Raw genomic sequence first — 17321 nt, 5'->3', positions numbered from 1 at the left:
CACATCGTGAGCTCCTCACTGAACGCCTGAGAGTCGCGACGGCGCACTATCGTGTGTCTGAAAGTCACTTCGAAAGGCCCGTTGTCCGTAATCTGCTGCGCGCCCGCTCCGGCAATGGCGTGCAGCTGGGCGACGGATATGCCGACGTGCCCTGGCCCGTGTCTCTCAGTCCCATGATGTTGTCCGCCGATCTGCTCGACGAAGTGCAGAGGATCGGTGCCCTCGTACCCGGAGCCCTTCGCTGCTCATGGGAATTCCTGAAGGCCAGTGAAGACGTGCGCGCGTTTGTCTTCCGGTCACCGAAATCGGAGGGTGCGCACTTTGATCCCGGGCATGGGTATCCGCTCGGCGAAGGTCCTCTCTTCCGGCTGGATCTGCTCCTGGAGCAGGACGGTGCGAAAGTCGTCCCTTGGCTGGTCGACATCAACCTGATGGCCGGCATGGCGGGTGTCACGGGCGGGATTCACCGCGTCTACGCGGATTACGCGGACCATGTCTGGGGCTCGGGCGCCTTGACCGGCTCCTTCGACCTTGACGGGTGGGCGACCGGTATCGCCGACCGTCTCCACGGTTCGCCCGCGGACGGGACGACCGTCGACTACGTCATACGGGCCGGTCACGCCCTCGTGCCCGACGCACAGGGCGTGGTGTCCGCACTGCAGCGTGCCGGATTCAGCGCACGACTTACGCCGCTCGACGAACTGAAGTTCACCGACGGGAAGTTGACAACCGGAGCCGGAGCCGAAGTGAGCCATGTCTTCCGGCAGGTTCGAGCTGTCACCAAACACGGCGGGGATGCGGCCGTACGCCGCCGGGAAACCCAGGCATTCGAAAGCCTCACGGACGCCTGGCGATCCGGTGCCATTCGCATGGATCCCGGCTTCCATATGTACCTGGAGAGCCACGCTTGGATGCATTTCTGGCATGACCATGTGTTCGCACAGACATTCCGCTCAACACATGGACGCGGAGACTACTCGTTCCTGATGTCGCGTATCCCGCGAACGATGCGTGTATACGACGAGGAGCTCGTGGCACCCGGCCGGTTCACCACACGAAGGCGTCAGCCGGGTGATGTCGACGGCGCCGTCCTCAAGCGGGCGGATTCCACCGGCGGTGCGGGCCTGAAGATGACCGGCTGGCCGGCCTCGGCCGAGGAAAAGGCAGCTCTGGAGGCCGAGTTGTCGGCATCGCACCACGACGGCCTGCTCCTGCAGGACCGGGTCCGCCAGAGCCGGTACACGTTCCCCTTTGCGGACCCCGGCCAGGAGCCGTCGCTCGTCGCCGGACCGCTGAAGCTCGCGGCCTACTTCCGCGGCGGTACCTGTCTGGGTGCTCATGCGCTCCTCACCCCTGACGACCACGAGAGCCTGCGTCCCGGGTCCGCACTCCGGCTGCTCCCGCTGTTCGTTCCGGTATTCCGATCCCACCGCTAGTCGTCGCACTACCCGAAAGGTTCCCTCAGTGTCTCAAGACCGTTGGTCGGCGTTCCGGACCGCATGGGGTCAGTCCGCGCAGGGATACGACTCCTTGTACGGCCACGGTGTCCACTCGGAAGCGGAGCACGCTGCCTGGTTGCTCCTGCTCCGGCGGCTGTTGCCCACGCAGGACACCCCGCTGAAAGTTCTCGACGTGGGGACGGGAACCGGGATGATCGCCCTCTTGGTCGCGGAGCTGGGTCACGAGGTGACCGGCAGCGACTACTCGGAAGCGATGCTGGAAGTGGCCTCCCGCAAAGCCAAGGAGTCCACGAAGGAGTTGAACATCTCCTTCGTCCACGCCGACGCACTGCTCGACGGCATAGCGGACGAGCAGTTCGACGTGGTCATCTGCCGCCATCTCCTCTGGGCCGTGTCATGCCCCGAAGAGGCGCTGCGGCGGTGGAAGGCGGTGTGCCGGCCCGGCGGAAAGATCGTCGTGATCGATCAGCTGCGCCCCCGGGTCAACCCCGTGCGTCAGGGCATCCGGGAGCTCGCCGACGTTCTCAACCCGCTGATCGGGAGCGGGGACAGCCACGACGGTGTGTTCCCGAAGATCCCGCTTCACGAACAGCCGCTCAAGCGGGCCACCTCGCCGCTCCCGATCGCCAACGCCATGCGCCGAGCCGGACTCGTACGAGTTCAGGGCGAGCGCCTGCCGTGGATCGATGCGGTGGAACGCCCGGCGATGCCCCGGCTCGAGCGCTGGGCCCGCCGCTGGAACCGCTATGTCGTGGAGGGGTGGGTCTGACGTGACGCAGCTCGGCACGAGTCCGCGTGTCCTGAACCGGGCGGAACTGCCCGCCGCCACGCCCGGGACACCGCGATCGCTGGTCCTGGTGCCCGCCTTGTCCGAGCCCGGCAGGCTGCCCAAGGTCGTCGGCTCCGTTCTCGACACGCTCGACACCGATGTGCTCGTCCTCGACGCAGGCGGGAACGCCTTCAACTCCTCGGTCTTTCCCGGGCAGGTATCCGCCCTCGGTGTTCCCCCGGGCGTCGGCTCGGCAGTACGGTCCGGTCTCGAGTACGCGATGGCCCATGGATACGAAGTCGTCACCCGGATCGACGGGGACGGGCAGCACGCTCCGGCAGTCCTCCACGAGCTGCTGGAACGCCAGAAGAACGGGACAGACCTTGTCCTGGGGTCTCGTTACCACCCGCTGTCCCCGGTGGTCGCCGCACCGCCATCCGACCGGATCGCACTCAACGTGATGTTCAGGTCTCTCGTCCAGCAAGTGTGCGGCCTGGCCATGACCGACGTCATCTCCGGCTGCTGGGCGATGAGCAGGAAGACCATGACCTATCTGGTACCGCGCATCCGGGTACAGGGTTACGGCAGCACGCTGGAGATCCTCATGCTGCTCGGCCTGTCCGGTCAGTTCTCGATTGCCGAAGTACCGCATCCGGCGATCTATGCCGGGCAGAGCATCGAGGAGAGGTACACCAAGGAGCGGCTCGCGGCCCGTTGTACCCGGGCTGCCGTCTACCTGGAAGTTGTTGCTGACGTGATGGACCGTCACGACATCCGTGGCTGGCCCCTGCTCGTGCAGCGATGACACCGGTGGCGACGACCGACCAGGACGAGGCCCAGCTGGAGGCCCTGCTCAGCGGCCTGCTGTCCACTCCGCAGCCGGGTGACGCCGTGTCGGGCGAGCAGTTCACCGTGGTGGTGAAGGCCGGGCTGCACAGAGCGGTAACCGGAGGCCGGCCGTCTGTCGACAGCCTCGGCTGCGCCGAAGTGCTGCACGGCGCAGCCAGCGACAGGGACCTGGCCAGGGCCACGCTCAAGGCGCGCATGGAAGCGCTGGAGCGCTATGCCTCCGTCTCTTGCGTCGACGAGCGGTCCACCGTGACGACCGCCGGCGAACTGGGGCCCGCTGCACTGCCTTTGCACCTCCTGCCACGACACGGCTCGCAGGAGGCGGGGCCGCGGTCGGGCACGCACGGCGTACTCGGCATGCAGGACGAGGTGCGCTGGGCGCAGGCCACACGCTGGAGCGACCGGGCGACTGTTTTCGTGCCCGCCGTCATGGCGTTCAACACGACACCCCGGCATCCTGGCGAGCAGTTCTGGGTCCCGGTCTCCACCGGAACGGCCGCGCACGTCTCCAGGGCCCGGGCTCGGGAGAACGCGGTTCTCGAGGTCGTGGAACGCGACGCGGTCGCACTCAACTGGCTGCTGCGTACTTCCGGGAGAAGGATTTCCCGCGCCGGCGACGGCATCATCACGTCGGATACCGACACCCTCCGGGCACCCCACCCCACCTCTGTCGGTGAGACGGCTCTGACCAGCTGGGACATCACCAGCGACCTCGGGATTCCCACCGTGCTCTCGGTTCTGCGCGGCCCCGGCCGGATCCTGCGCCACGTCGTCGGCGCCGCCTCGCGCCGCACGCTCTGCGACGCCGCCGTCGCGAGCGCCGCCGAGGCGGCGCAGATCTACTCCGGTCTGGATTCCGCGGTACGTTCCGGAGACCGCGCTCCCCGGACGCCGGGCCGGTGCCGACGTATCCATGACGGAGCCCTGTTCATGGCTTCGGCCGCCAGAGCCCACTGCTTCGGCTATCTGCACGGTGAAGAGCCGGACGATGCGCGGGAGCAGTCCGGGGGTCCGCTGTCGCACAGCGGCGATCCCGTCGGGCGCCTGATCGAAGCCGGGCACGAGATCTACTTCGTGGATCTCACGCCGCGGGACGTCGCCCGAGCCGGCGTCCATGTGATCCGGGCAATCGTCCCGACGCTCCAGCCCCTGTCCCCGGTGCACGCGGCGAGGTACCTCGCGAGCACACGTCTCCACCGATCCGGAGTACCGGTCGCCGAGATGAACCCGATGCCCTGTCCCTTGGCTTGAGGTAGGCATGCTCCCGAAAGAACACGGTCGCACCAGCACTGGCCTGCCTGTCGTGCGGTGCACGGCGCACGACGCCTTCGGACGGCAGGTCGCCGCGTATCTGGCCGAGTACGTACGCCGCCATGCCGAGTCCGGGGGCCGCCTCGCCTCGGCGGACTCCGCGCTCCCGGCACTGGTCATCGAAACCGGCACGGTCCCGCCGCAGGCGTACGACGACGCTGCACGGCTGCGGTCCTCGCCGGGGACTCTCGTGCTGCCCGTACGGAGGCGACCACAGGGTCTGCTCGTCGGGCCGGTCCAGGACAGTGGGCGGCCGTGCCCTTCCTGTCTCCTGTTGCGGAACGACCAGCACCAGTGGGGCCTGGAGCCGTTCTTCATGACCGGCGACACAGGCGGATCCTCCGGGGCGTCGGCCGCCGGAGTGAGTCCGCTGCTCGCGAGGGCAGCGGCCGCGCTCGCCGTGCGCCTGGCCCTTCGTGTGGGCCGTGGTGCCCCCGTGGCCGGACTGGTCTGGCATCTGGAACACCCCGTGCGCACCTCACGTGCCCTGTGGGTACTGCCGATGCCGCAGTGCCGCCCCTGCGCTGCCCCGGGCGACGTCGGCGACAAGGAGACCTCATGACGGACACGATCGACCTGAGTCTTCCCGCGCTCCCGACGAAACCACGGCTCAGGCCCGGTGTGACATGGGAACCAATGGGAGACACCGTGGTCGTCCAGGGAATCGATCGGCCCCACTACTTCCGGGGCCGGCATGCGGGCCGACTCCTCGTGCCCCTGCTCACCGCACTCACCGGTCGTGCCGGCCACGACGAACTGGCGGCGGCTACCGCATGTTCGGTGGAGGTGGTGCGCCAAGCGCTGCGGAAGCTGGACGCCCTCGGAGTCCTTGAGGATCTGGAGGGCGACGAGGACGTGGCAGACACGCCCCTGTCCGACTGGTACGCGCGGGCCACCGCCGAAACAGGTCTGCACAGCAGCGGCCGGTCCGTCGTGCGGTTTCTGCGGACCCAGACGGTCCGCTTGCTCGGCACGGGCCGGCTTCATGCGCGAATCTCCGAACTGCTGACGGAGCACGGCCTGACCGTGAGCACGGGATCCATCGACAGCAACGGCACCTGCGCCCAGGGCACCCTGACCGTCGTCGTCGCGCCGGACGACGACTGCCTGCACCAACTCAGCACGCTCGACGATGCCATGGCCGCGGCGGGAGCACGCTGGCTCCTCGTTACGGAAGGACCCGGAGAAGTCCGCCTCGGCCCACTCTTCGACCGGGCACTGTTCCCCTGCCTGTGCTGTTCCCGGCGTGCCTTGCCTGAGGGGCTGACGCCTGCGACCGGGCCGGCACCGGACGGCGCCCCCATCCAACTGGAACTGGAACTGGAAATCCGTACCGATCTGCATGCCACCTCCGTGGCGGCGGAATGCCTCGCACTGATCGCCGGCGTCGGCCACCCCTCCACCTTGCGCCGGATCATCCGACTGGGAGACGTCGAGGACGGATTCACCGCACGGTCGGTCAGCCCGGTGGCCGATTGCGTCCTGTGCGTACCCGACGGGCATGCATCCGCCTCCCCGGACACCTCGGCCGTCGTGTACGAGTACGGAGTCGCAGGGCTTCCGGAGAACCTGCACGGCAGCCGGGCCCAGTACGGCCATTACGCCGCCGCGAACCTGCTGGCCCAGGTGCCCGGACGTCTCTGCCTCGACGAGACGGCGCTGTGGAGTACTGATCTCCAGGAGCCGGACGTCCTCGGAGGCGGTCCGTGGTCACGGCTCAGCAGACTGCTGACCGAGGTGTACGGTCTGCGCCCCGGCACCCTGCGCCGTCATCCGCCCACCGGCGGAAACCTCGGCTCGCCACGGGCTCTTGTCTGGTTGCCGGAGTGCACGTGGGGCACCGAGCGGGCCGGGCTGCACAGCTATGAACCGCAGATCGATGCCCTGTGCCGGCTCGAGGTGCAGCCGGGCTTCCAGGAGCGGCTCCGTGCTCTGGCCGGTGACACGACCTGCGTTCTCCAGCTGGTCGACATCGAGACGCTGGAGAACAAGTACGGCGCCAGGGCGCCGCGCATCGGCTGGCTGGACGCCGGCGTGACCTTCGAGCATCTGGCCATGGTCTGCGAAGGGCTGGCGATCACGGCACACCTGTCCACGCCCGAGCGCGCCTCCGACTTCTTCGACGCGGTCCTGCCTCTCTCACGCCAGCTCCTGCTGTCCGGGCTGATCGAGCTGGCCGACATCCACGTGGAAGGGAAGTGACATGACGACGTATCCGCAATTCGCGGAGGCGTATGAGCTGGCCCGGTCACCGTTGGCCGGTACGGGGGGTACGGACGGGTTGCCACCGTGCGTACCCGAACGCGGTGACGCCCCCGTGCGCCTGCCGGCTCCCAGCGCCCCGGTTGTTTCGCTCGAAGAGGCACTCACCGACCGGCGGTCGATTCGGCGCTACGCCGACCGTGGCGTCCCGGCCGCAGACATCGCCGCTGTGCTCTCGGCCGCGGTGCGGGTTACTTCGCTTCTCGGCTGGTCCGTCGTCGTTCGCCGAGCTCAGGGCGTGGACGCCGGCTCATACCACGTCGAGGTGCTCCCGGACAGCGGTCTGCGTTTGCACCGTGTGGGGCCCGTTCCCCCCGCTGAGGCGTGGCCTCAGCGGGAGTTCCACCTCGCTCCGGTGATTGTCGTCGCCCAGGCGAATCTCCTTGTCCCGGCCGGTCGTCCGGCCGCCCCGCTGTACCGGCTGGCCGGGCGAGGAGCCTACGCGGCAGCCATCGCAGCCACGAGGACCGGACTCGGGTCTTGCCTCTTCTACGGCCCCACCCTCGCGGCACGCACCCCGCTGCGGTTCGACAACGTGACCCGCGCCCCTCTGCTCGGACTCTCGCTCGGCCTGCCGCTCGAACCCGTCCGGCAGAACGGAGCGAGCGCGTGATACAGCTCACAATGGAGCGTCTGCGGCTGCTCCGTGTCCTGTCCGGGGCGCGCCGCGGTCACGTCGCCCTCCTGGTCGTGAGCGTCGCGGCGCAGAGCCTGCTGCCCGCCGCCTCGTCCGCAGCCCTGGCGCTGCTGGTGCGCACCCTCGAACGCCCGATGACGGACACGGCGGGTCTCGTCATGCCGCTCGCCGTCTTCGGGTGCGTGCTGCTGGCCGGCCACCTCCTGGACGTACTGATCGTCCCGGTCGGCTATGCCGTCAAGTCGCGGATCAACGGGGCACACCGTGCGTCGGTGGCTCGCATCGCCACCCTCGGCCTCGACCTGGGCCAGCTCAGTACCCAGCGCGTCCAGGACCTGCTGCAGACCTCTGCGGCCGACCCGCAGAACTGGACGGAGAAGACGCCGGGCGACGGGGCGGTGGCTCAACTGACCCTCGTCCTCAGGTACTTCGGAGCCGCAGCAGCCTCCGTGATCCTCGCCTACTTCAGTTGGTGGCTCGTTCCCGCCATCGTCCTGCCGGCCCTCCTGGTCCGCGCACGCAGGCGCAGGCACTGGCTGAAGGTAAGTCAGCAGTGGGCAGCCGGGGCCGCGGAGGGAAGGCTGGCTCAGTACTGGAAGAACGCCATGACCTCGGCGGCGGCCGGCAAGGAGATGCGGGTGTTCGGCTTCGCCGACTGGGCTGTCCAGAGGATGCGCCGGCACCTGCTGGCCCTCTACGGACCTGTGTGGAGCCAGAGCAGGCGCGTGTACACCCAGGAGCTGTGGTCGTTCCTCCTCGTGGCCCTTCCGCTGATCGGCGTCTACACAGCCGTAGCGGCCGCCACCGTGCACGGGCGGGCGAGCATCGCGACCGAGGCCTCGGTACTCGCCGCGGCGTGGGCGGTCTTCGCCGTCATCGTCGGTATCTCGGACGCGTACGACATCGAGTCCGCGTTGCCCGTCCTCAAGGCCTACGGCGAACTGACCGCCCTGGCCCCGCAGCACACCCGAGGCGCAGCGCACCCCGTCCTCCCGGAACCCGGCGCCAAGGCTCCGCCGACGGTCACCCTGACCGACGTCTCCTTCTCGTATCCGGGAGCCGACCAGCCGGTGCTCGACGGCCTGACCCTCGAAATCCGGCCCGGCGAAGTCCTGGCGATCGTCGGTACGAACGGTGCGGGAAAGTCGACACTGATCAAACTCCTGGCCGGGCTGCATCAGCCCGGCTCCGGAACGATCACGGTTGACGGGACACCACTCCGGGCCATCCCGTCGGACATCTGGCGAGCCCGACTGGCCATGGTCTTCCAGGACTTCGTCCGCTACCCCCTCACCCTTCGGGAGAACATCCTGCTCGGGCGGCCTGCCGGTGCGCAGGACACCGCGGCCTTGCGGTCCGCCGTCTCGCGGACCGCTGTCGGGAGTCTCGTCGCCCGCCTTCCGTCGGGCTGGGAGACTCCACTGTCCCCTGTGGCCGAGGACGGCGTGGAACTGTCGGGCGGCCAGTGGCAGCACGTCGCCCTCTTCCGCGCGCTGTACGCGGTGGAGAAGGGGGCCCGGCTCGTGGTCCTCGACGAGCCCACCGCCCAGCTCGACGTACGCAGCGAGCTGGAGGTCTTCACCGGGCTCTGCGCACTCGCCCCGGCCTGCAGTGTCGTACTCATCTCGCATCGACTGTCATCCGTCCGTCAAGCGGACAGGATCGTCGTGCTCGACAACGGCCGGGTCGCGGAATCGGGGTCCCACGACGCGCTGATGGAGCGCGGGGGGATCTACGCGGAAATGTTCACGATTCAGGCGGCTCAATTCACAGACGCCCGCCGCTCCGGGAACGCCGCGCCCGGACAGGAGGCACTGATATGAACCGATCCTCCACAGCGGTGCGCAACCTCCGGCTGTACCGCGAACAGTTCGCCCTCTGCCTGCGCACCAAGCCACTACTCACCGCGGCAGCCCTGGGAGTGCAGCTCCTCGGCGTCGTCTCATTCGTCGGCATCGGTCTCGCCCTGCGTCAGACGGTGAACGCAAGCCAGTCCGGCGTACTGTTCGCGGCCGTGATCGGTGCCGCGGGAGCTGCTGCCGCCTACGCGGTCGATTACGTCATCGGCACCATCGCCCGGAGCCTGCGCATCACCGTCGTGGAGCAGGTCGGTCTGCTGGAGACCGATGCCGACGTCTTCCGCCGGATCGGCCGAATCGATGACATCGACCATCTGGAACGCTCCGACTTCGCCGACCGGGTGGCCGCACTGCACGGTGCCGCCTGGGCGGTAACCGACTCGGCCTGGGGAGGCATCGAGACGGCGCTCAACATCGCCCGGCTCGGCTTGGCCCTGGCCGTCCTGAGCGATGTCAGCCCCTACCTGCTCCTGCTGCTTCCCGCCGCACTCGTACCGCTCTGGTTCGATGCCGTGGGCAAGCGCACCGTCGCGACCACGGAGATCTCGACCGCCGGACGGCTGCGTCTGCAGCGTCAGTTGTTCGACCTCGCCGTACAGCCCGGGGCCGGCAAGGAGATCCGCGTGAGCGGCTCCGCGGACGAGCTGATCAGCCGGCAATCCGCCGCATGGAACACCGTCCATCGCGACCGCTACAGGTCCCAGCTGATCGCAGCGGCCTGGACGGCCGCCGGCTGGACCCTGTTCGTCCTCGGCTTCGTCGCGGCACTGGGCCTGGTGGCCGGACGAGCCGCGGAGGATGCCGCGGTGGCCGGCGACGTGGTGCTCAGCATCACGGTGGCCGCCAACCTCCGGGCCGCCGTTCAGACAACAGTCGCGCGTGCCACCGAACTGGCAGGCCACGGCCGACTGGTGGAGCCGTTCCTCTGGCTGCGCAAATACACTGCCCGCCGGCAGCAACAGTCCTCCGGCGGTCTGGCAGCACCATCGGCCCTGACGAGCGGAATCGAGCTCCGCGACGTCGGCTACCGCTATCCCGGCACCGACCGTCCAGCCGTGGATTCGGTCAGTATCCTGCTCCCTGCCGGGAGTGTCGTGGCGGTGGTCGGGGAGAACGGATCCGGTAAGAGCACACTGGTCAAACTGCTGTGCGGGTTCCACCGTCCGGATTCCGGTGCCGTCCTTGTCGACGGCGTGGACATGCGGAGCATGGACATACCCGCGTGGCGCACCCGCATGGCCTCCGCATTCCAGGACTTCGGACGCTACCCGCTGCCCCTCCGGCACGCGATCGGCCTCGGCGACCCGCCTCGCATGGACGACCCCGACGCGGTGCTGTCCGCGATGCGGGCAGCAGGCGCCGAGGATCTCCTCGAGGTCCTGCCCAAGGGGCTGGACACCCAGCTGGGCGTGGAGTTCGGCGGCACGGAGCTCTCCGGAGGCCAGTGGCAGCGGACCGCTCTCGCTCGGTCCTGCATGCGCGAGCGCCCTCTGCTGTTCGTACTGGACGAACCGACCGCGTCGCTCGATGCCGCGGCTGAACACGCTGTGTTCGAGCGGTATATGGCCCGTGCCCACGAGATCGCCCAACTGGGCGGGGCCGTCACCGTCATCGTGTCCCACCGCTTCTCCACCGTGGCCGGCGCAGATCTGATCCTCGTGATGGACGACGGCGAACTCGTCGAGCACGGCTCGCACGCGCAGCTCATGACCCGCAACGGAATGTACGCCACGTCGTACGGCCTCGCCGACACCGCCTACTCGATGCCGCGCCCCTGATGACCACTGCAACAGCCTCCGTCGAAGGAGACCTCATGCCTCTAGCCCGTACCCATCCGATCTCTGTCCAAGGGCGCAGTTCCCGCACGTACGGACTGAACCGGAGCCAGAAGTGGATCTGGCAGATGATCGAGTCCCTGGCTCCTGACAACCGTCACATGTACCTGCCTGTGCGGATCGACATCGAGGACGGCTCGTCGGTGGAAATCGACGACGTCACCGCCGGTTTGCACGATCTGATCGCCCGGCACGAAGCGCTCCGTACCACGTACGCCCGGGGGGAGCGCGGCGAACAGCTGCAAATGGTCCACGGCGATGCTGAGGTGGCGGCGCGCGTGTTCGAGGCGGGCACGCAGGACGTCGAGGACGTCTGTACGCAGGTGGTGGAGGAGATGCGCGCGCTGCCGTTCCTCCTGGACCTTCCGGTGCGGGTGTCCCTGGTGACCCGAGCCGGCCGTCCGCGCATTCTGCTCCTTCAGGTGAGTCATCTCTCCGCCGATGCTTGGGCATTGCGCCTGATCGAGCAGCAACTGCGGTACACGCTGTCGGCTGACAGCCGCGCCGTGCAGGACAGCGACGGGGGCCGTACTTCCTGGCAGCCGGTGGACCAGGCACAGCACGAGCAGGGTGAGGCGGGTGCTCGGCGCGCCGCCAGGGCACTCACACGCTGGCGGCAGCAGCTGGACCGGTTCCCTGCGACGAGCTTCCCGGAACGGCACGGCTCGGAACCGGAGAACCCGAGGTTCGCCGAGGCGAGGATGGATTCTGCCGCGCTCGCGGCGGCCGCCCTGGCGCTGGCCGATCGCCACAGCGCGACAGCCTCCAGCGTTCTCATGGCGGCGGTGCTCACCTTGCTCGCGGAGCGCTCCGGGAACGGCAGCGCCGGTGTATACACCCTGGTCGCCAACCGGCTCACGGACGATCTGCGGGACATGGTCGGTACGGCAGTGCAGTACGCGCCGGTATCCGTGGAGACTGCCGGTCGCACGTTCCCGGAGACGGTTCGGGCGACTTGGTCCGCCATGATGCAGTCGCAGCGCTCGGCGCAGTACGACCTCGATCAGGTCGAGGCACTCGTCCGCGAAGTGACCGAGGACCGGCAGGGGGAACTCGATGTCGCCTGCACCATCAACCTGTTGAACGAGTTCGACCCCACCGCCGAGGTCGCCGCAGGCCCGCCCCCATCCGTCTCCGAGGTTAACGAACTCGCCCGGCACACGCGCTTCTCGTGGGACCGCGGGATGCAGCAGGAAAACCTGAAGTTCTATATGTCGGTGCGCGTCTCTCCCGAGCGGATCGCACTGTTCGCGCGTGGGGACAGCACAGTGCTTCCCTCGTCGGAGATGCGGGACCTGATGCTCGGAATCGAGACTCTTCTCCTCGAGGCGATGGCGGAATGACACACAGTCTCTCTCTCGCCCGCACGCAACCGGCCTCCGTTCAGCACGTCGTGCGCGTCTCCTTCTTCGCCGAGGACGAACTTCTGCGAAAGGGTCTGCAGAAGATTCTGGGCGACATCCAGGGAGTCGAAATCGCCGTCAGCTGCGGGTCCATTCAGGACGTTGCGCAGGCGCTGGGCAGCGGAAGTACCGATGTTCTGGTCATCTCCGCCCCGGAGAGCACGGCGCTCAGCGCATGTGTGTCCGGGCGGACCATCCCGGCTCCACGCGTCCTGGTGCTGCTCGACGAGTCGCACGTCAACTCGCCGACGCCGCTCGGTACCGTCCCCGCCGACGGCTTCCTCCTGCGGGAGGAAGTGACTGCCCAGGCTCTGGAGCGGGCCCTCTTCCAACTGGCCAGTGACGAAATGCCGATGCCACTCAAACTCGGCCGGCTGCTCGTCGCATCCCTGCAGGGCTCCGGAGGGGGCCGGCCGGCTCGATCCCAGCTCACGGCCCGTGAGCGCGAGAGCCTGGCGCACCTCGCGGAGGGACTGAGCAACAAGCAGATCGCGCGCCACATGGGGATCTCCGAGCACGGGGTCAAACGGCTCGTGGGCAACGTCCTGCTGAAGCTGGGAGCAACCAACCGGACGGCCGCCGCGGTGCTCGCGATGGACGCAGGGCTGCTCGGCGAGCGATTGATGCGATCCGCTGAACGGGGTGGTGGCGACGTATGACCGGCACCATTCAACAGGAGAGCATCGACACGGCCTCTCGGGCGCCGATGGTGCATGAGTTGCTCACGACCGCTTTGGAGCGGCACCCCGACGCCCCCGCGGTAAGGGACGAGTCCGCCGCGTGGACCTACCGCGACCTCGACTCGTTCAGTCGGTCGGTGTGCGCCTGGCTCAAGAACCATGGCGTGCGGCGCGGAGAGCGGGTGGTTGTGTCCCTGCCCAACTCCCGTGTCCTGGTGGGGCTGCTCTTCGGTGTCGTCCGCTACGGAGCGGTGTTCGTTCCGGTGAGTCCCGACGCACGGCCGAATCAGCTGGTCGCGCTGATAGATGACTGCCGGCCGGTCCTGGTCGTCCAGGAGACGGCCGACAGTGAGACCCCTTCAGGGAGTCCCCGCCGCACGAGTGTCGCGGAACTCCTCGCGGAGCTGCCTGTTCCGCTGCCCCAGCCGGAGGCGGACCGGGCAGAACGGTCCGACATAGCCATGTTCATGTACACCTCCGGATCCTCATCCCGGCCCAAAGCAGTCGTGTGCCGGCACCAGCAGGTCGCCTACGCCGTGACGGCTGTCGCCGACAGCCTGCCGTACCGCCAGGACGACGTCGTCTACTGCAGGCTTCCCTTCTCCTTCGACTACGGCCTCTACCAGATCTTCCTCTGCGCTCGGGTCGGCGCGTCTCTCGCAGTGACCGGCCGTCAGCCCGAGCCCGCAGTCCTCAAGTTCGCGGCCCTGTACGGGGCAACGGTCCTTCCGGTGGTACCGACGCTGGCGACCCTGATCCTGAGGCTCGCACGACGAGGGAGACAGCTACCGCCCGTACGCCTGATCACCAATACGGGTGCCGAGCTCACTGCGAGCGCCGCCGAGGAACTGCGGTCCACCTTCCCCGGCGCCGCCGTCGTGTTCATGTACGGCATGACGGAGTGCAAGCGCATCACCATCGCCGCCCCCGACGAGGATCTCCGGGCCCAGGGAAGTGTCGGCACCGCGCTGCCAGGCACCCGCGTCGATGTGGTGGACGGCGCGAAGACGGTCCTTCCTGCCGGACGGTCAGGCCAGATCGTGGTGCGGGGCCCGCACCTCATGGACGGGTACTGGCAAGCCCCCCGGGCCACTGCGGAGCGGTACGGTCCGCATCCCGTCACCGGCGAAAGGGCCTTGTTCACCGGTGACTTCGGGGTAATCGACTCAGCGGGACGCCTGACCTTCCTCGGCCGCAACGACGACATCTTCAAGCGGCGGGGGATGCGGACCAGTACAGCGGAGATCGAGGCGGCTGCCCTGGACGTACCCGGTGTGGTCCAGGCCGCGGTCAATCCGCCGGGTGCGGACGGTGTACTGCATCTCTGGGTGGTCTCGGAGGCCGCCTCCGCCACCGTCCTCGCAGGGCTGGCCGAACGGCTGGAGCCCGCGAAGGTTCCCGACCACTGCTGGGTGCGGGACCGGCTTCCGCAGACGGTGCACAAAAAGATCGACAAGCAACAGCTGCGCGAGGCCGAGCGGAACCTACCGGTGCGGCCGGCGAGGGCGGCGGGAACGACAGGGACGGCAGGGACGACGACATGACCGACTACGTGGGCCGCTACGGCACTCCGCTGTACGTGTACCGGCTGGACGAGGTGCGAAAGACGGCGACCGCTCTGCTGCGGGGCCTCCCGCAACCCTCCCGGCTCTACTACTCGCTCAAGGCGAATCCGCATCCCTCGGTCGTACGGGAACTCACGGCGCAAGGAGTCCACGCGGAGATCAGCTCGTGCGGAGAGCTGCGAGCAGCTCTCTCCGCCGGGCAGAACCCCGCCGATATCCTCTACACCGGCCCGGGAAAGAGCATCCACGACATGCGTACGGCGATCCGCTCCGGAGTCCGGCGGTTCTCCGTGGAGTCCAGGACCGAGCGGGGCCGCCTCGGCGAGGCGGCCGAGACCGAGGCTTCGGACGTCGAGTACCTGGTGCGGATCAACGCTCCAGGCCCGGCAGCCGGGAGCGCCGGCCTGCGGATGACGGGTGTTCCCTCGCAGTTCGGCGTCGACTTCGAGCAGGCCCGCGCTCAACCGGAGCTGTTCCGGGCCCGTGGTCGGCTGCGCCCTGTGGGGATGCACTTCTTCCCGGCCACGAACGTCGCCGACCCGACAGCGCTCTTCGAAGAGTTCCGGCTCAGTGTCGAGACGGCGGCCGCCTTGCGGGAGAGTACCGGATTCGACCCCGAACTGATCGACCTGGGAGGCGGGTTCGCCGCTCCGTTCGCCAAGCCGGGCGACCTACCGGACTACTCCTCACTGCGGGAATCCCTGGAGCCGGTTCTGGACCAGAACTTTCCGGGCTGGCGCGACGGCCGTCCGTCCATCGCCTTCGAGTCGGGCCGGCATCTGACAGCCTCGTGCGGCACCTTGCTCACCACCGTGTTGGACGTCAAGCAGAGCGGTGGCAGGACGTACGTGGTCCTCGACGCGGGTACGAACGTCCTGGGAGGCATGGCCGGGCTGGGGCGCATCATGACCCCTGCCGCCGTGCCGCTGCGGGTCGCGGGTGCCGGCCCGGAAGCCGCCATGGCAGGCCAGCCGCCTTCGCAAGCCGTCACCCTCGTCGGCCCCCTCTGCACCCCGCTCGACGTATTGAGCCGCTCCGCCTCCATCGAACCGATCGAGGAGGGAGACGTACTGCAGATTCCCCATACGGGTGCCTACGGCCTGACCGCCAGCCTCCTGGCCTTCCTCAGCCACCCTCCGGCCACGGAAGTAGTCGTCGACGGCACGACCGAAGTGCATGTCCGCCGACTTGAACTGACTGAGACCCCACTGAAAGGTGTTGCACGATGACGGCCCCATGGGACGAGGCGTTCGAATCCATCCTGCGCACGCTGCTGCGCACGCTGTCGGACGGGGCACCGCTCGACCCCGACCTGGACCTCGCGGCAGCGGGACTGGACTCGATGGCCAGCGTCGAACTGTTGCTCCTGCTCGAGGAGACCTACGGCATCGAAATCCCGGACGACCTGCTGCAACCGAGCACCTTCGCCACGGCAGGCAACCTGTGGCAGACGATCACCGGGCTACGTGTGACGGAGTCGCCGGCATGATCGCCACCGGCCGGACGGACGACGACGTCCCCGCGCAGGTGCTGGAGACTCTGCGCAAGCACGCGGCCGAGGCGGACAGAGAGGGAGCCTTCCCCGCCCGGAACGTCGAAGCCCTACGCGAATCCGGCCTGCTCGGCTTCCTCGTTCCGGCCCAGTACGGTGGCATGGGCGGTGATCTGCGCGGCATGGTGCGGATTGCCCAGCGGCTGGCAGGCGCCTGTCTGAACACGGCGACCATCTGGTCGATGCACTGTCAGCAGGCCGACGCCGTGGTCCGTTATGGCACCGAGGAGCTCAAGGCGCAGCTGCTCCCGTCCGTTGCACGCGGGGACACCTATCTCGCCTCGGTCACCACCGAGGCGGTCAAGGGCTGGAGCTTCATCACGGCCCGGTCCCCGATCGTCAGCCGTGCCGACGGCCTCCACCTGGACCGGCACGCCCCCGTTGTGTCGGGCGGCGCACACGCCGACGGATTCCTGGTGACGATGCGGGCATCCGAGAACGCTCCCCCTCATGAGGTCTCCCTGGTCTACGTGGGGCGCGACCAGGTACGCGTCGAGTGCGCCGGGGACTGGAACACGCTGGGCATGCGGGGTATGGAGAATGTCTCGCTCAGGCTGACGGGCGCCGTCCCCGAACGCAATCTGATCGGCACGTCCGGAGGGTTCCGAAAGGTCGCTGTCGAGAGCGCGATCCCCCTGGCGCACCTGGGACTTTCCGCGTGTTGGCTGGGTGCCGCTCAGGAAGCATTTGCCGGGCTCATCGGTCATCTGCGAAACCCCCGCCGCAAGGGCGGCCCCGACCTTTCCTCCGACCTGGTGCGCGAACGCCTTGCCCGCATTCGCCTGGACCTCGAACTCGTGCACGGCTATCTCCAGCGCGTCACGCAAGAGGTCTCCGACGTGCGTGAAGATGCGCGCGAGGTCCGGGGGGAGGTGCTCCAGATCCATCTCAACACGCTGAAGCTGGCCGCTTCGGACCTCTCCTTCCGAGCGGTGGACCGCATGGTGGAGCTCGCCGGGATGGCCGTCGGGTATTCGGCGAACAGTCACGTCCCCCTGGAGCGCACGCTGAGAGATCTGCGGTCGGCGAGCCTGAACTATTCCAACGACAGGCTGTGGACGGCCAATGGCGCACTTTCCCTCTGGGACCGCTCGGTGACGCTCGCCTGACCCGGGCCGGCACCGAACGGTACGCACCGC

Annotated in this window: 15 protein-coding genes; all 15 read left to right on the top strand. The window is 68.3% G+C overall.

What is annotated here, in order from left to right:
* Nucleotides 1–173: 173 nt before the first annotated feature.
* Genes ACFWBQ_RS02250 through ACFWBQ_RS02180 form a run of 15 tightly spaced genes read left to right on the top strand, consistent with a single transcriptional unit; the run spans nucleotide 174 to nucleotide 17291 of the window.
* Nucleotides 174–1436: a hypothetical protein gene (locus ACFWBQ_RS02250; RefSeq protein ID WP_385482978.1), complete on the top strand. Its 1263-nt coding sequence runs from the start codon at nucleotides 174–176 to the stop codon at nucleotides 1434–1436.
* Between the two features lie 28 nt (nucleotides 1437–1464).
* Nucleotides 1465–2229 carry a class I SAM-dependent methyltransferase gene (locus tag ACFWBQ_RS02245; RefSeq protein WP_385482977.1) on the top strand — a complete coding sequence of 255 codons (765 nt, stop codon included), beginning with the start codon at nucleotides 1465–1467 and terminating at the stop codon, nucleotides 2227–2229.
* Nucleotide 2230: 1 nt separating this feature from the next.
* Nucleotides 2231–3034, top strand: coding sequence for a glycosyltransferase family 2 protein (locus ACFWBQ_RS02240; RefSeq protein ID WP_385482975.1), 804 nt, complete (start codon nucleotides 2231–2233; stop codon nucleotides 3032–3034).
* Between the two features lie 5 nt (nucleotides 3035–3039).
* Entirely contained in the window at nucleotides 3040–4329 is a 1290-nt protein-coding gene (locus ACFWBQ_RS02235) for a YcaO-like family protein (protein ID WP_385482973.1), read from the top strand.
* A 52-nt stretch (nucleotides 4330–4381) separates the two neighbouring features.
* The gene (locus tag ACFWBQ_RS02230; protein ID WP_385482972.1) at nucleotides 4382–4951 is read left to right on the top strand and encodes a hypothetical protein; all 570 of its coding nucleotides are present in this window, start codon (nucleotides 4382–4384) and stop codon (nucleotides 4949–4951) included.
* Complete coding sequence (locus ACFWBQ_RS02225; protein WP_385482970.1) at nucleotides 4948–6591, top strand: hypothetical protein; 1644 nt, start codon at nucleotides 4948–4950, stop codon at nucleotides 6589–6591. The genes ACFWBQ_RS02230 and ACFWBQ_RS02225 overlap by 4 nt, the downstream gene beginning before the upstream one ends.
* A gap of 1 nt (nucleotide 6592) precedes the next feature.
* A complete protein-coding gene (locus ACFWBQ_RS02220; RefSeq protein ID WP_385482968.1) occupies nucleotides 6593–7264 on the top strand; it encodes a hypothetical protein in 672 nt (223 codons plus the stop codon).
* Complete coding sequence (locus ACFWBQ_RS02215; RefSeq protein WP_385482966.1) at nucleotides 7261–9111, top strand: ABC transporter ATP-binding protein; 1851 nt, start codon at nucleotides 7261–7263, stop codon at nucleotides 9109–9111. Before ACFWBQ_RS02220 ends, ACFWBQ_RS02215 begins: the two co-directional genes overlap by 4 nt.
* On the top strand, nucleotides 9108–10925 hold the full coding sequence (locus ACFWBQ_RS02210) for an ATP-binding cassette domain-containing protein (protein ID WP_385482964.1): 1818 nt from the start codon (nucleotides 9108–9110) through the stop codon (nucleotides 10923–10925). The genes ACFWBQ_RS02215 and ACFWBQ_RS02210 overlap by 4 nt, the downstream gene beginning before the upstream one ends.
* Nucleotides 10926–10960: 35 nt before the next feature.
* Complete coding sequence (locus tag ACFWBQ_RS02205) at nucleotides 10961–12325, top strand: condensation domain-containing protein (RefSeq protein ID WP_385482962.1); 1365 nt, start codon at nucleotides 10961–10963, stop codon at nucleotides 12323–12325.
* Nucleotides 12322–13044: a DNA-binding response regulator gene (locus tag ACFWBQ_RS02200; RefSeq protein ID WP_385482960.1), complete on the top strand. Its 723-nt coding sequence runs from the start codon at nucleotides 12322–12324 to the stop codon at nucleotides 13042–13044. Before ACFWBQ_RS02205 ends, ACFWBQ_RS02200 begins: the two co-directional genes overlap by 4 nt.
* The gene (locus ACFWBQ_RS02195) at nucleotides 13041–14609 is read left to right on the top strand and encodes a class I adenylate-forming enzyme family protein (RefSeq protein ID WP_385482958.1); all 1569 of its coding nucleotides are present in this window, start codon (nucleotides 13041–13043) and stop codon (nucleotides 14607–14609) included. The genes ACFWBQ_RS02200 and ACFWBQ_RS02195 overlap by 4 nt, the downstream gene beginning before the upstream one ends.
* Nucleotides 14606–15859 carry a type III PLP-dependent enzyme gene (locus ACFWBQ_RS02190; protein WP_385482956.1) on the top strand — a complete coding sequence of 418 codons (1254 nt, stop codon included), beginning with the start codon at nucleotides 14606–14608 and terminating at the stop codon, nucleotides 15857–15859. Before ACFWBQ_RS02195 ends, ACFWBQ_RS02190 begins: the two co-directional genes overlap by 4 nt.
* Nucleotides 15856–16119, top strand: a complete 264-nt coding sequence (locus ACFWBQ_RS02185) for a phosphopantetheine-binding protein (RefSeq protein ID WP_385482954.1) — start codon at nucleotides 15856–15858, stop codon at nucleotides 16117–16119. Before ACFWBQ_RS02190 ends, ACFWBQ_RS02185 begins: the two co-directional genes overlap by 4 nt.
* Entirely contained in the window at nucleotides 16116–17291 is a 1176-nt protein-coding gene (locus ACFWBQ_RS02180) for an acyl-CoA dehydrogenase family protein (protein ID WP_385482952.1), read from the top strand. Before ACFWBQ_RS02185 ends, ACFWBQ_RS02180 begins: the two co-directional genes overlap by 4 nt.
* Nucleotides 17292–17321: the final 30 nt, after the last annotated feature.

The sequence above is a fragment of the Streptomyces sp. NPDC060035 genome, assembly GCF_042736635.1.
In the GTDB taxonomy this organism is placed as follows: domain Bacteria; phylum Actinomycetota; class Actinomycetes; order Streptomycetales; family Streptomycetaceae; genus Streptomyces.
Note: the sequence above shows the minus strand (reverse complement) of the source record. Positions and strands in the feature narration are given on the sequence as shown.